Source organism: Parapedobacter lycopersici, from assembly GCF_040395035.1.
In the GTDB taxonomy this organism is placed as follows: domain Bacteria; phylum Bacteroidota; class Bacteroidia; order Sphingobacteriales; family Sphingobacteriaceae; genus Parapedobacter; species Parapedobacter lycopersici_A.
In genome coordinates, this window is record NZ_JBEBRB010000068.1 from 1 (window position 1) to 13,819 (window position 13,819).

Sequence of the window (13,819 nt, forward strand, 5' to 3'; positions counted from 1 at the left end):
TGCATCAGCTTCCGGATCCGCTTATCGTCCAGCTTATCAAAAATATCATCCAGCAACAGCAATGGTTTAAACCCCTTCTGCTGTTGCAAAAAGCTATACTGCGCCAGTTTAAGAGCAATCAAAAAAGATTTCTGTTGTCCCTGCGAACCGAATTTTTTAAGCGCCAGTCCGTCGTGGATGGAAAACAGCAGGTCGTCTTTATGAATGCCAACGGTGGTACGTTCCAATAACCGGTCGCGGTCCAACTGCTGTTCCAGCAGATCCATGAAAGCCCCCTGCATCAACGGCGACTCGTACGTCAGCGAGACCTGTTCCGCTGCATCCGTCAGAAATTGGTAGTGGCGATTGAATTCCGCAATGAATGCATCCATAAAAAGCTGTCGCTTTTCGAAAATAGCTTCCCCCGATTTCACCAGCTGCATGTTGAGAATATCCAGCAGCCCCAAGTCCAGTTTGGTACCACGGGCTGCCTGTTTCAGCAGGCTGTTACGCTGGATCAGGCAGCGGTTGTATGCGATGAGCTCATCCAGGTAATGCGAGTCGGTCTGCGACAGCACCTGGTCCATGAAGCGCCGCCGTTCTTCACTCCCATCGGTTACGATAGCCGAGTCGCTGGGCGAAACCATCACCAGCGGGAAAAGACCGATGTGGTCGGCCAGTCGTGTGTATTCTTTTTTGTTCTTCCGGAATTGTTTTTTCTGGTTGCGTTTCAGGCTGCAGGATACCGTGTCGGCATGGCCGGCTGTCTCAAAAACACCCTGTACCATAAACCAATCGCTCCCACTGCGGATCTGCTGCGAATCAATCGGATTAAAGTAGCTCTTACAAAGGGAAAGGTAATGAATGGCATCAAGCAGGTTCGTCTTCCCCGCACCGTTATCACCGGTGAAGGCGTTTACCTCGGGTACAAACTCCAACGCGGCCTCCGCGTAGTTCTTAAAGTTGAGGACAGAGAGTTGCTTCAGCCACATACCCTACAAAGATAGGCGTTTTGCTGGCTATTTGGCAGATTTAATCTCTTCAAATTCGACAAACTCACCGGCATTTTTCGCGCCTTTTTTCGCCTGTTGCGGGGGTACATAGTCGATATGAACCTTTCCATCAGGTCTGGTTCGCCGATGAGCCTGTTGCTGGTAGGGGTTGCCGTTTTGATATTGCTGCTGTGCGTTGCTCATCACTTTTTCTGCCATCTTACGCATCGCAAACGGAAAAACCAGCCGTACAATCATACGTACCAACCATAAAATCGCAATCGCAACAAGCAAAAATTTCAGTAATCCCATAGCTGCTCAATTGTTAATGACACAAACTTAACCAAAAATAAAAGAAAAAAGAAGATTTTCCCCGAAGGGCCGGTGATTTTTACGTTCTTTAACGCCGCGCTGACAATTCCGCCATCAGGTCATCGCCTTGGCTTGGTGCACGGCCTGTTCAAACTCAACCTGTCGTTGGGTACCGATAATGTAAACCAGTCCGTCGCGGTCAGTCAGCCAAACCGCATCCTTGCCGCCCGCATAAAATTTAATCCGTCCCTTTTGGTGGAGATTATATACCGAGTTGTTAATAAAGAACTTACTGTAAGGCTTGCACTCTATTTTAACAATGCTGTTCAGGTCAATCTTTACCAGTCGGGTAGTCCATAATCCACTCAGCCGGATACTGCCTTTAACTACCACAATACGGTAGTGGAGCATGTACATCATGATGATGGACACCACCAGAATGGCGCTACCAACCAACAGAAAGAGCTGGCTTTCGCTTTCGCGCTCAATATTGATGTAATATGCGACAAAACAAAACAACGCCAGCACCAACCGCACACTTACCCACCCGCGGTCACGCCCCAGGTACTGGTTTTCCGTAAATATTGGTTTTTCCTCCATGCCTAATTGCACGCTAATGTAAGTACTTTTTTCGTTATGGCGGAAATTTTATAGTGATCGGCCATCCGGTAAGGAGCCACCCACAGGATATCCCCATTGCCGTTGACCACCAAGGGAACCTCCTGTTTTTGATACCGGGGAATTTTCAGCGAAATAAAAAAATCACTCAGCTTTCGGGTGCCTTTCATCCCTAAGGGCCTGAATACATCACCACGTTGCCAACTGCGGATTTCCAGCGGAAAGATAAGCTTATCAGCATCCAGCTGAATGGCATGCGGCTGCGGGTATATGGCCACATCGTCGGTAAGCGTTGCCGTAAAATGATAATTTGCCCAGCGGACACCGGCTTCCGGCGATTCCAGCATAGCAGATTTCCCGTCATTTCCGCCGGCCGGGATCAGGATAAGCTGACCGCGGTCGACATGCAGCACGTGAGTAGGCGAGGCAAACCGTTTGCCCGGAATGCTGCCTGGCAGCGTCCCGGCCAGGTCGCGTAGTACAGCATCGGTAAAATGAAACGGGCGGAACAGCTCATAAAGCAGGAACTGCCGGGGCTGCAACGCCAAAAGCCGATCAATTGAAATGGCCCATGACGTCGGATTCAGCGGCTTAAACAGTTCATTACGCAACTGTTCTACATGATGCTGCACCACTTCGTAAGCTGCCGCAAAATGCATCATATTTGCACCAAAGGTACGGTCCAGCTCCGGATTCAGTTCCTTTAACCGGGGAACCACCTCAAGGCGGATTTTATTACGGGCGTATTTGGTGGCGTAATTTGATTCGTCATCGCGATAGGTCAAACCCAGCTGCGCTACGGCTTCCGTTACTTCCGTGCCTGTTAAAAACAATAGCGGCCGGATGATCCGCCCCCGTTTCGGCTGAATCCCCCCCAACCCGGCCAGTCCGGTGCCCCGCACCAGGTTTAACAGTACCGTTTCCGTGCTGTCGCTCTGATGCTGGGCGACGGCGATATAATCATACCCCTGCGTAGCGCGGGTAGTTTCAAACCATTCATAACGCAATTCCCTGGCAGCCATCTGGATGGAAATGCCCTGCCGCCTGGCATAATCTGCCGTCTGAAACGCAGCCCGGTAAAAAGGCACGCCAAATGCCTGTGCCAGGTTACGCACCAGCGCCTCATCGGCGTCCGAGGCTTCCCCCCGCAGGCCAAAATTACAGTGGGCAATCCCCACACGGTACCCCGCCTGCACAAACAGGGTGGCCATCAGCACAGAATCCCTGCCCCCGCTTACCGCCAGCAAAATGCGGTCAGCCGGTGTGCAAAGTGCCTGTGTGTGCAGCTGATGAACAAACCGTTCCTGTATATTCATATTGTCAAAGGTACGCGATATTTATGTACTTTTGCCCCTGTGAAAAAGTTTCCGTTGCTCCTGATTCTCGTTACCCTAGTGTGTGCATACGGGCATGCACAGGACGATCAGCTTCGGCTCATCTCCTCTTCGCATAGCCGGCTCAACGCCGCTACGGGTAACATCATGAATTACCGTCCGGTATACGAGCATCAAGGGTCTACCCTTTCAGCGGATAGCGGATACATTTACAACGATGAGCTGGGCCGGCAGTTTTTTGATGCCTTCGGAAAGGTGATTATCACCCAGCCGAATGGCACGGTCATCTATGCTGACAAGCTCCATTACACAGCGGAAACCCAGTTGGCCACCCTAACCAACAACGTGCGGATGGTCGACGACGATGCAGTGCTAACCACCAATTTCCTGACCTACAACATGAAAAACAGCATTGGCACCTATACCGGCGGAGGTCGGATCGTCAATGCAACCGATACCATCACCAGCCAGAACGCCTATTATTTTGACAATACAAAAGATGCTTATTTCCGGCATGATGTCATCGTCCGTACACCTAATGTAAACATCCTCACCGACACGATGCGCTATAATTCCGCGTCGAAGACGACCTATTTTTACGGGCCAACCAATATTAAGGGTCACGACGGGGAAAACCTCTATACCGAACGGGGCCAATACAATACGCAAACCGAACAGGCCTGGTTTGACAGCAACAACCTATACACGGAAGGCAGCCGGTTCCTGCGGGGTGACAGCCTCTATTACGATGGAAAATCGGGCAATGGACGAGCGGTGGATCATGTGTTGTTTATCGATACAGCCGATCAGTTTTTTGCTTATGGCGGCATTGGTATCTATCAGCGCGAAAACGAATCGATTACCATGACCAAGAATCCGCTGGTAATCACGGTGACAAGGAACGATCCCCCCCCTCCCGACAGTACCGTTGCGACACCTGGTGATAGTCTGGCGGTCGACAGCCTTACCCGGTTGCCTTCACAGCCGGACAGCCGGCAACAGGATACCGTTGCCAGAGACACCCTGCTTTCGGAACGCCCGGCGGTGGATTCCCTTTACCTGACGGCCGACACGCTCTTCTCCCAGCTCATCCCGCTGAAGGCATATATCCCACTGCAGTTTAACCTCGACCGCGAAGGCGGCGACCTCGTAGTGGTTGACGACGAACGCCAGGATTTTACGGTGGATAGCCTCGGCAATACAGACTTCAGCGATGATACCGGTTTCATGGACGGCGCGGACAGCACAGGTACAGACAGCCTGCAAGTTTTACCGGATAGTCCCGGTGTGCCGCCTGCAGCTCCGGCGGAACAACGTGCCGACACCAGCCGTTCCGCGCCGCAAATTACAGATACAGTCGCGAATAGCCCCAACTTACCAGCCGACTCATTAGTCGCCGATACAGCCGCAAAAACTGCACAAGCCCTGCTTGAAACACACCGCAGGCGTGTAGAAGCCGTAGCAGCCCCTCCAAAAGACACATCCCAGCTGGAGCAACTTGCAGCGGACAGCACGTTGCGTGCGCAGGCAATCATCCCCGTAGGCGGCGAAGCAGACAGCCTCATGGCCAATGCGGTAGCTACCTCATCGCGTGGGGTAACGGATCCCCTGGCGAAAGACTCCCTGGCCAGCGATACGTCAAAAACCCGGATCGTGAAAGCATACTATAACGTACGGCTGTATAAATCCGACCTGCAGGCTGTAGCCGATTCGCTGTATTACGGATATCCGGATTCCATGATGCGTTTTTTCGGCCATCCGATGATCTGGGCACAGGGTTCACAGCTGACATCGGACACCATTTACATGCAGATCCGCAACGAAAAACTGGACAACATGCTGATGGTACGAAATGCTTTTCTCGTTAATACCCAACTTGATTCAAGCAAGTTCAACCAGATAAAAGGGCGGCGCATTACCGGATTCTTTGCAAACAATGCGCTGGAACGGCTGTTCGTAGACGGCAATGCTGAAAGCATCTATTACAATGTCGACGAAGAAAAACAGGTATTTACCGACATGTACCACAACCGCAGCAGCCGGATCAAGATACTGGTAGACAGCAACGAAATCACCCATTTTATTCCCATCAGTGGCGTTGACGGCAAAGTATATCCACTGCGTCTGATTCCGCAGGAGGCCGAAATCCTGGACGGCTTTGTATGGAAGCCGGGCGACCGGCCGACCTCGAAAGCGGACCTGCTGAGCCGCAGGCGTACACGGGAAGGCGGCGACGCAATCCCCCATGAGCCGGACGAAGCCGGAGTACCCGATGCCGCACCGACGGAAGCCCCGCCTACAGAACAACCGGCAACAGCCCCCCCAGAAACACCCGAACCGTCATCCGATGATAATGGTTCCTAACCGTACCGCTTAACCCCGTTTATGGAGTGCGTCGCCGGGTACTGAGCCGGACCAGCTTCATCCGGGGAACCAGCGATTTCATAACCAGCCATGCAACCAAGTAAGCGACCGCGCAAATAGAAAACATAATCGTATACCCGGTATCAAGCTTCCCCAGGGCATCGTAATGATCAAATACCGCTCCACCGAGCTTACTGACCACCACGCCTCCCATCCCGCCGGCCATACCGCCGATTCCGGTAACCGAGCCAACCGTAAAGTTCGGGAACATGTCCGACACCGTAGTGAAAATATTGGCCGACCAGGCCTGGTGTGCAGAAGCCCCGATGCCAATAAGCACTACGGGAATCCAGTAGCTGATATGGCCCAGTGGCTGTGCGGCCAGCACCACCAGCGGAAACAGTGCAATAACCAGCATCGCGCGCATCCGACCGTCGTACGGTGCATATCCTTTCCGCATAAAATATACCGGAAACCAGCCACCTCCGATGCTGCCAAACATCGTCATACTATACAGCACAACCAGCGGCAGCATGATAGCCGTTCCCTCCATGCCATACTGGGCCTTCAGGTACGCCGGCAGCCAGAAAAGAAAAAACCACCAGATGCCGTCCGTCAAAAACTTGCCAAGTGCAAACGCCCAGGTCTGTCGATAACCCAGCAACCGGATCCACGGTACCCGTTCCGCCTGTACTTCCTCCTGGTCGGCAGGCACCTCCACGGCTTGTTCGTCGCTTTGGATATAAGCCCGTTCCGCCGCAGACAGCCGCCGCTGCCGGGCCGGCTTCTCGTACAGCGTAAACCAGAACCCCAGCCAGAGAAACCCAACCGCACCGATAATCAAAAATGTGCTTTGCCATCCCCAGTTCAATGCCAGCCAGGGTACCGTAAGCGGAGCCAGAATAGCCCCGACATTGGTACCCGAGTTAAAGATACCCGTGGCAAAGGAGCGCTCTTTCTTCGGAAAATATTCCGCGGTGGCCTTTATGGCCGCTGGAAAATTGCCGGATTCACCGAAGCCCAGCAACGCACGGGCGATAACGAAGCCGACCACGGATGCTGATATCCCCGTGATTCCGAATATCCCCAGCACGGCAACACCCGCTTCCCCAACCGGGATGGCCAGCGCGTGCAGCATGGCGGCCACCGACCACAGCACGATGGATACCGCAAAGCCCCATTTGGTGCCAAGCCGGTCGACAATGCGCCCGGCAAACAGCATGGATAGCGCGTAAACCAATTGAAAAGCCGCCAAGATGTTGGAATAATCGGTGTATGACCAGTTGAATTCATCCTCCAGCATCGGATGCAGCAAGCTGAGCACCTGGCGGTCGAGGTAATTGACGGTCGTGGCAAAGAACAGCAGGGCGCAGATGGTCCATCGATACCGGCCTATGCGGATGGGGGGTGTTGTCATAAAAGATTCAACTGGTTAGTACCGATAAAAGTAATAAAATTTTCCTACCCGCGCCGGCACGGGTAAATCAAATAAGGAACGGGAGAAGGTCCGGTGTCCCAAATAAACCGTACCTTTGCGGCCATGATTACTATTTCCAATCTATCACTCCGCTATGGCAAGCGGGTTCTGTTCGAAGATGTCAATTTAAAATTTACGTCCGGCAACTGCTACGGCATTATCGGCGCAAACGGTGCCGGAAAATCCACGTTCCTGAAAATCATATCCGGTGATGTCGATCCCACGACCGGATCGGTCAGCTTCACACCCGGCGAGCGGATGGCTGTGCTCAAACAGGATCACTACGCCTTTGACGAATTCTCCGTTATTGAGACCGTCATGATGGGTCACCGTGAACTGTATGACATCATGAAAGAAAAGGATGCCATTTATGCGAAGGCCGACTTTACTGACGCCGATGGCGAACGGGCGGGCGAACTGGAGAGCCGTTTTGCCGAGATGGATGGATGGAATGCGGAAAGCGCCGCGGCCACGCTGCTCAGTAACCTGGGCATTAATGAAAGCGTACATTATAAACTCGTTAAGGAGCTTGACGGTAACCAGAAAGTCCGGGTATTGCTGGCCCAGGCATTATTCGGCAATCCGGATATCCTGCTGCTGGACGAGCCGACAAACGACCTCGATATCGAAACCATCACCTGGTTGGAGGATTTCCTGGCGGGATATGAGGCCACCGTATTGGTGGTATCCCACGACCGCCACTTCCTGGATGCTGTATGTACCCATGTTGTTGACATTGATTTCAGCAAAATGACCATCTACACCGGCAACTATTCCTTCTGGTACGAATCCAGCCAACTGGCGCTTAAGCAACGCGCCGAGCAGAATAAAAAGATGGAAGACAAGGTAAAGGAGCTTCAGGAATTTATCCGGCGGTTCAGCGCCAACGCTTCTAAGTCCAAGCAGGCCACCAGCCGTAAAAAAGCGCTGGAAAAAATCAACCTGGAGGAGATAAAACCGTCCAACCGGAAATACCCCGCCATTATGTTCAACCAGATGGCCCGTGAAGCGGGTGACCAGATCCTGCAGGTGGAAAAACTCGGCAAAACAGTGAACGGCGAAGTGCTGTTCAAGGACGCGACGTTTATGGTGAATAAAGGCGACAAAATTGCGGTGTTATCACAGAATAGCCTGGCCACGACGGCCTTTTACGAAGTCCTTACCGGTCGTGATCCGGATCATACCGGCAGCTTCAAGTGGGGTGTTACCATCAACATCGCGGACATTCCCATGGATAATGCTGCTTATTTCGAAGGAAAGAACGAAAACCTGATCGACTGGCTCCGGGAATACTCAGCTACCGACAAAGACGAGCAATTCATCCGCGGCTTTCTCGGCAAGATGCTCTTCTCCGGCGAAGAGGTACTGAAAAAATGTTCGGTGCTTTCCGGGGGGGAAAAAATGCGCTGCATGTTTTCCCGGATGATGCTGCAGCAGGCCAACCTGCTGCTCTTTGATGAGCCCACCAACCACCTTGATCTCGAGTCCATTACGGCACTTAATAACGGCATGCGTGAATTTAAGGGAGTCATGTTGTTCACTTCACGCGACCACGAGCTGACACAGACGGTAGCCAACCGGATCATTGAACTCACACCCAATGGGGTCATTGATAAGCTGATGCCGTACGACGATTACATTAACAGCGACGCGGTGAAGGCTCAGCGGGAAGCCATGTATGCTGCAGGTTAGCTTAATATCTCACGGAGTTAAATGGTACATCAGTGCACAAACAGGCCAATGGTCAGGAACAGGTTGTGCTGATGAAAGGTGGGGTAACCCGGAAACCGCGAGTCGAACTGCTGGAAACCATAGCCGAAGCTGAACAGGAGATCCGAGCCTTCGCCCAGCAAATGACTGTAGGTAAGTCCGCCTTTCGCCACGAATCCCTTGAAATAATCACCGCCAATACCCGGCGCGTAGCCCACATTGGCCATCGCACTGAGTCTTCCAAGCATGGAAACAGCTGCCAAAGGCACCCGGAAATCCGCAAATATGGGCAGGGTATTGACCCGGCTGGTTGTTCGGGTACCCTCAATTGTAGTGGACCGCCCCCGGTATACATCATTGCCGATACCCAGGCCCAGGTAAGCCTTGTCATAGAAATTCCGCCCAAATGCAAAATGAAACTGGTAACCGTTCATGGCATCCAGACCGCCGGAATGGCGCAGTCCCAGGATCCCCCCCGCTTCCAGCAAGGTGTAGGTCGGACGCTGCTGAGCCCACGTCGCACGCGCGCACCCGAGCAAAACAGCCAATAATAGGACATACTTTATCATAAATCAGTATAATATTTTGTAAACCAATTCCTTAAGCAACTCCCCATGCGGAACATTCAATGCGTTTACCCCTTTGGATTTCAGGTCATACATCCGCAGGTGATGGACGATAGCAAAAGTCTTCTGCCGGTTATAATTGCGCGCTGCCACTTCGTATTCCCGGGTAAAAAAGGGATGCACACCCAGTTCCTTCGCCACAGCCTGCGGTGATTTATCGGTCAGGTAGTGATATTTCAGCACCTTAATGAAATATCCCCCCATTGCACCCAGCACTACGGGTATGGGGTTGGTCCGCGGATTCGCAGCAAAATAGTTGACAATCTGGAATGCTTTGACGGTATCCCGTTTAGCCAGCGCAGTATTCAGCTCAAAGACATTAAAATCCTTGCTGATCCCAATATGCTGTTCAACGTCCTGTGCGTTGATTTCCCGCTCCGCCGGAACATTAAGCATCAGCTTCTCCAGCTCATTCACCACTTTTGACAGGTCGTTCCCCAGGTATTCGCCCATCATCGCTGCCGCCTGGGGATGAATCTGCCGGCCCTCATTTTTCAGGAACCCCGTAATCCAGGGAGCAACTTTGTCGTCATATAGTTTTGCCGACTCAAGTACCGCACCGGCCCGTTCAGCGACCTTATACAGCTTCTTACGTTTATCGAATTTTGCATACTTGTGGGCCAGCACCAACACCGTGCTTTTCATCGGATTTTCCAGGTATTGCAGCAGCAGACCGTCGTCTTTCCATTTCAAATGCTGCGCCTCCTTGACAATGATCACCTGAAAATCGCTCATCATCGGATAGCGTTTCGCGGCATTGACAATGGTAACAAAATCAGTGTCCTTACCGTACAGGATTGTCTGGTCAAACCCTTTCTGCGCCTCGTCCAGCACTTGTGCTTCTATGCTGCCGCTCACCAGATCAATGTAATACGGTTCTTCGCCATGCAACAGGTAAACAGGCAGTAACTTCCGCTTTTTAATATCGGCTATGATCGTATTGGCATCCATATCGTTCAATGTCCGGCGGCATTCACCTTCCGGGGCGCCAAATTAAACATTATGTTTCATCCGTAAAAGTTAAGTAAGTTTGCAGCATGTTTAGCCCTATACCGCTCAATTTACCGGCTTATCCGGCGAAACTCCGGGAAGAAAGCGGTAAGCTGTTCATTTTCGATGAGTTGCGGAAAAAGCACCTGGTGCTCACCCCCGAAGAATGGGTTAGGCAGCACTGGATCCAGCACCTGATACGCGAGAAAAAATACCCGGGCTCCCTGATCCGTATCGAGGGCGGGCTCCGGCTTAATGCCATGCAGCGACGGAGCGACCTCGTGGTGTATAATACCGACGGCGAGAAGATCCTGCTCGCTGAATTTAAATCGCCCTACGTAGCCATTAGCCAGGCAACTTTTGAGCAGATTGCCCGCTACAACACCGTACATCGTATTCCGCTGCTGCTCATCAGCAATGGCCTCCAGCATCATTATTGCCGGATCCATTTCGACCGGAATGATTTCGAATTCCTCCCCGAACTACCGCACTACGGGGCTTGACATTTTGACAGGTAACCGGCACTGGCGTGATGTTTGTAAAACGAATATGACATCCAGCACACAAGAACATTGGATGGTTTACGTTATATTAGTCGAGTAAAACACCAGAAACCATGAGCATAGATAAAAACGAATTCAGGAAATACGCAATCAAACACCACCGGATTGGCAGCCAGCATGTAGATGGTTTTATTTCACGCGTGGAAAATAAAATGCCCACCTCACTCACGCCGTACATTATTGAAGAACGGCAGCTGAATGTTGCGCAGATGGATGTATTCTCGCGCCTGATGATGGACCGGATCATCTTTTTGGGTGACGCCGTAACCGACCAGGTAGCGAACATTATCCAGGCACAATTGCTCTTTCTGCAATCTGCCGATGCCAACCGGGATATCCAGATCTACATCAACTCGCCCGGCGGCAGCGTATACGCCGGTCTGGGCATCTACGATACCATGCAGTACATCACACCCGATGTGGCAACGATCTGCACAGGCATGGCGGCATCCATGGGGGCCGTACTGTTATGCGCCGGCGCCAAAGGCAAACGTGCCGCGTTGAACCACTCCCGGGTGATGATCCACCAACCTTCGGGCGGTGCGCAGGGCGTAGCTTCCGATATGGAAATCAACCTCCGGGAAATGCTGAAACTGAAAAAAGAATTATATGAAATTATCTCCCACCACTCGGGCAAACCGTACGAATGGGTGGAGAAATCATCGGACCGGGATTACTGGATGACTTCATCGGAAGCCAAGGAACACGGCATGGTCGATGAGGTACTGAATTCCAAAAAACAAAAATAAAATGGCAAAGACTACCAGGGAAGTGGCCTGTTCATTCTGCGGCACCCGCAAGCAGGACGCGATGATGCTCATCGCAGGCGAGGGTGCGCACATCTGCGACCGCTGCATCACGCAGGCTGGTGAAATACTGGCCGAGGAGCTGAACCTGCGCAAAAGCAAGGCACTGCAGACGACACTGAAACTGATCCGCCCCGTGGAAATCAAGGAACACCTCGATCAATATGTGATTGGCCAGGACGACGCCAAAAAGGTGTTAGCCGTAGCCGTATACAATCACTACAAACGGCTCAATCAGAAGGTGGAAAAGGACGAGATTGAAATCGAGAAATCCAACATCATCATGGTGGGTGAAACCGGCACCGGCAAAACCCTGCTGGCCAAAACCATCGCCAAGATACTCAATGTACCGTTCTCCATCTGTGATGCTACGGTGCTGACCGAAGCAGGTTATGTGGGTGAGGATGTCGAAAGCATCCTGACACGGCTGCTGCAGGCGGCCGACTACGACGTGACCGCCGCTGAGCGGGGCATCATCTATATCGACGAGATTGACAAGATCGCCCGCAAGAGCGACAATCCGTCAATCACGCGCGACGTGTCCGGCGAGGGCGTACAACAGGCGCTGTTGAAGATATTGGAAGGTACCATCGTGAACGTTCCGCCACAGGGCGGACGTAAACACCCCGACCAGAAAATGATCGCGGTAAATACCCAGAACATCCTGTTTATCTGCGGCGGTGCGTTTGACGGTATACAGAAGAAGATTGCCAACCGGCTGCGCACACAAACCATCGGGTACAAGGTGAATGCAGAAGATACAGACATTGACCTGAACAACCTTTATAAGTACATCACGCCGCAGGACCTGAAAAACTACGGCCTGATTCCCGAGCTGATCGGTCGTCTTCCGGTGGTGACGTACCTCAACCCACTGGATAAGGAAACCCTATTAAGTATCCTTACCGAACCGAAAAACGCATTGGTTAAGCAATACAAAAAACTGTTTGATTACGAAGATATCGAGCTTAAGTTTGAAGAAGATGTCTTTCAGTTTATTGTGGATAAGGCCGATGAGTTTAAACTCGGCGCCCGTGGCCTGCGTTCCATCTGTGAGGCCATTATGCTGGATGCCATGTTCGAGATTCCGTCAGCGAAAAATAAAAGCGAGCAGAAGGAATTGTATATCTCGCTGGAATATGCCAAGCGCAAGTTTGAAAAGTCAGACCTTAAAAAGCTGAAAGCAGCGTAAATAGGCCGCAAATGCACGATCATAATGGCCGACGAGAAAATAAAACCGATTAAAAGCCCGATTAGACCCGGACTGAAAACGAAGGAAGATATCGTAAACAACTGGTTACCCCGGTATACCAGTCGGCCGCTGAACGAATTTGGTGAGTATATTATACTCACCAATTTCTCCAACTATGTCAAGCTGTTTTCGGAGATGCATGACGATGCACCTATCATGGGGCTCGACAAGCCGATGCAGAGCGTTACTGCTGCAGGCATTACCATCATCAACTTTGGCATGGGCAGCCCGATGGCAGCTACGATTATGGATCTGCTGTCGGCTATTGCGCCGAAGGCGGTACTGTTTCTCGGCAAGGCTGGCGGACTCAAGAAGAAAAACAAGATCGGCGACCTCGTGCTGCCGATTGCGGCTATCCGCGGTGAAGGTACGTCGAACGATTATTTCCCGCAGGAGGTGCCCGCTCTGCCCGCATTCGCCCTCCAGAAAGCCATTTCCACCACCATACGCGATTATTCACTGGACTATTGGACAGGTACGGTTTATACGACCAACCGCCGGGTATGGGAACACGACAAGGCATTTAAAAAATACCTCAAAAGCATCCGCGCCATGCTGGTCGACATGGAAACCGCAACCATCTTTTCCGTCGGCTTTGCCAACAAAATTCCCACAGGCGCATTGCTGCTGGTGTCCGACCAGCCCATGATTCCCGAAGGGGTTAAAACCGTGGAAAGCGATTCCAGCGTAACGGCCAGATTTGTGGAAACCCACCTCAAAATCGGTATTGATTCGCTGAAACAGCTGATCAATAACGGCCTTACCGTAAAACACCTGCAATTCTGATTTACCCTCG

General features: G+C 51.9%; 13 protein-coding genes. 6 read left to right on the forward strand and 7 right to left on the reverse strand.

Features of this window, described 5'->3' with window-relative positions:
- The 4 genes from recF to tilS all read right to left on the reverse strand — a co-directional run.
- A partial coding sequence (gene recF / locus ABWO75_RS11410) for a DNA replication/repair protein RecF (protein ID WP_353185633.1) occupies positions 1-971 on the reverse strand: 971 nt, incomplete at its 3' end.
- 27 nt (positions 972-998) lie between these two features.
- Positions 999-1,283: a DUF4834 family protein gene (locus ABWO75_RS11415; protein WP_353185635.1), complete on the reverse strand. Its 285-nt coding sequence runs from the start codon at positions 1,281-1,283 to the stop codon at positions 999-1,001.
- Between the two features lie 114 nt (positions 1,284-1,397).
- Complete coding sequence (locus ABWO75_RS11420; protein ID WP_353185637.1) at positions 1,398-1,883, reverse strand: hypothetical protein; 486 nt, start codon at positions 1,881-1,883, stop codon at positions 1,398-1,400.
- 2 nt (positions 1,884-1,885) lie between these two features.
- On the reverse strand, positions 1,886-3,217 hold the full coding sequence (gene tilS, locus ABWO75_RS11425) for a tRNA lysidine(34) synthetase TilS (protein WP_353185639.1): 1,332 nt from the start codon (positions 3,215-3,217) through the stop codon (positions 1,886-1,888).
- Positions 3,218-3,256: 39 nt separating this feature from the next.
- On the opposite strand from tilS, the gene ABWO75_RS11430 reads away from it, so the two are divergent.
- Positions 3,257-5,599, forward strand: a complete 2,343-nt coding sequence (locus ABWO75_RS11430; RefSeq protein ID WP_353185641.1) for an OstA-like protein — start codon at positions 3,257-3,259, stop codon at positions 5,597-5,599.
- A 19-nt stretch (positions 5,600-5,618) separates the two neighbouring features.
- Here ABWO75_RS11430 and ABWO75_RS11435 read toward each other — a convergent pair whose 3' ends face one another.
- On the reverse strand, positions 5,619-7,016 hold the full coding sequence (locus ABWO75_RS11435; RefSeq protein ID WP_353185643.1) for an MFS transporter: 1,398 nt from the start codon (positions 7,014-7,016) through the stop codon (positions 5,619-5,621).
- Positions 7,017-7,139: 123 nt separating this feature from the next.
- Between ABWO75_RS11435 and ABWO75_RS11440 the strand changes: the two genes are divergently transcribed.
- Positions 7,140-8,768 carry an ABC-F family ATP-binding cassette domain-containing protein gene (locus ABWO75_RS11440; RefSeq protein WP_353185645.1) on the forward strand — a complete coding sequence of 543 codons (1,629 nt, stop codon included), beginning with the start codon at positions 7,140-7,142 and terminating at the stop codon, positions 8,766-8,768.
- A gap of 29 nt (positions 8,769-8,797) precedes the next feature.
- Here the strand turns inward: ABWO75_RS11440 and ABWO75_RS11445 are convergent, their stop codons facing one another.
- Together ABWO75_RS11445 and holA are read right to left on the reverse strand one after the other, a co-directional pair.
- Entirely contained in the window at positions 8,798-9,355 is a 558-nt protein-coding gene (locus tag ABWO75_RS11445) for a hypothetical protein (RefSeq protein WP_353185647.1), read from the reverse strand.
- A 3-nt stretch (positions 9,356-9,358) separates the two neighbouring features.
- Positions 9,359-10,363 (reverse strand): DNA polymerase III subunit delta, encoded by a 1,005-nt coding sequence (gene holA / locus ABWO75_RS11450; protein ID WP_353185655.1) that lies wholly within the window; start codon positions 10,361-10,363, stop codon positions 9,359-9,361.
- 86 nt (positions 10,364-10,449) lie between these two features.
- Between holA and ABWO75_RS11455 the strand changes: the two genes are divergently transcribed.
- The 4 genes from ABWO75_RS11455 to ABWO75_RS11470 all read left to right on the forward strand — a co-directional run bounded on the left by ABWO75_RS11455 (position 10,450) and on the right by ABWO75_RS11470 (position 13,809).
- Positions 10,450-10,905 carry a type I restriction enzyme HsdR N-terminal domain-containing protein gene (locus tag ABWO75_RS11455; protein WP_353185649.1) on the forward strand — a complete coding sequence of 152 codons (456 nt, stop codon included), beginning with the start codon at positions 10,450-10,452 and terminating at the stop codon, positions 10,903-10,905.
- 113 nt (positions 10,906-11,018) lie between these two features.
- Positions 11,019-11,714: an ATP-dependent Clp endopeptidase proteolytic subunit ClpP gene (gene clpP / locus ABWO75_RS11460; protein ID WP_257658913.1), complete on the forward strand. Its 696-nt coding sequence runs from the start codon at positions 11,019-11,021 to the stop codon at positions 11,712-11,714.
- Position 11,715: 1 nt separating this feature from the next.
- Positions 11,716-12,963, forward strand: a complete 1,248-nt coding sequence (gene clpX, locus ABWO75_RS11465) for an ATP-dependent Clp protease ATP-binding subunit ClpX (RefSeq protein ID WP_353185651.1) — start codon at positions 11,716-11,718, stop codon at positions 12,961-12,963.
- 24 nt (positions 12,964-12,987) lie between these two features.
- Complete coding sequence (locus ABWO75_RS11470) at positions 12,988-13,809, forward strand: AMP nucleosidase (protein WP_353185653.1); 822 nt, start codon at positions 12,988-12,990, stop codon at positions 13,807-13,809.
- The last annotated feature ends 10 nt before the right edge of the window (positions 13,810-13,819 follow it).

What these genes read in the sequence shown, in the direction of transcription:
- ABWO75_RS11420 (WP_353185637.1), bottom strand. Translation starts at nt 1,883, where the DNA reads ATGGAGGAAAAACCAATATTTACGGAAAACCAGTACCTGGGGCGTGAC.
- clpX (WP_353185651.1), top strand. Translation starts at nt 11,716, where the DNA reads ATGGCAAAGACTACCAGGGAAGTGGCCTGTTCATTCTGCGGCACCCGC.
- ABWO75_RS11415 (WP_353185635.1), bottom strand. Translation starts at nt 1,283, where the DNA reads ATGGGATTACTGAAATTTTTGCTTGTTGCGATTGCGATTTTATGGTTG.
- tilS (WP_353185639.1), bottom strand. Translation starts at nt 3,217, where the DNA reads ATGAATATACAGGAACGGTTTGTTCATCAGCTGCACACACAGGCACTT.
- ABWO75_RS11440 (WP_353185645.1), top strand. Translation starts at nt 7,140, where the DNA reads ATGATTACTATTTCCAATCTATCACTCCGCTATGGCAAGCGGGTTCTG.
- clpP (WP_257658913.1), top strand. Translation starts at nt 11,019, where the DNA reads ATGAGCATAGATAAAAACGAATTCAGGAAATACGCAATCAAACACCAC.
- ABWO75_RS11455 (WP_353185649.1), top strand. Translation starts at nt 10,450, where the DNA reads ATGTTTAGCCCTATACCGCTCAATTTACCGGCTTATCCGGCGAAACTC.
- ABWO75_RS11435 (WP_353185643.1), bottom strand. Translation starts at nt 7,016, where the DNA reads ATGACAACACCCCCCATCCGCATAGGCCGGTATCGATGGACCATCTGC.
- ABWO75_RS11470 (WP_353185653.1), top strand. Translation starts at nt 12,988, where the DNA reads ATGGCCGACGAGAAAATAAAACCGATTAAAAGCCCGATTAGACCCGGA.
- ABWO75_RS11445 (WP_353185647.1), bottom strand. Translation starts at nt 9,355, where the DNA reads ATGATAAAGTATGTCCTATTATTGGCTGTTTTGCTCGGGTGCGCGCGT.
- holA (WP_353185655.1), bottom strand. Translation starts at nt 10,363, where the DNA reads ATGGATGCCAATACGATCATAGCCGATATTAAAAAGCGGAAGTTACTG.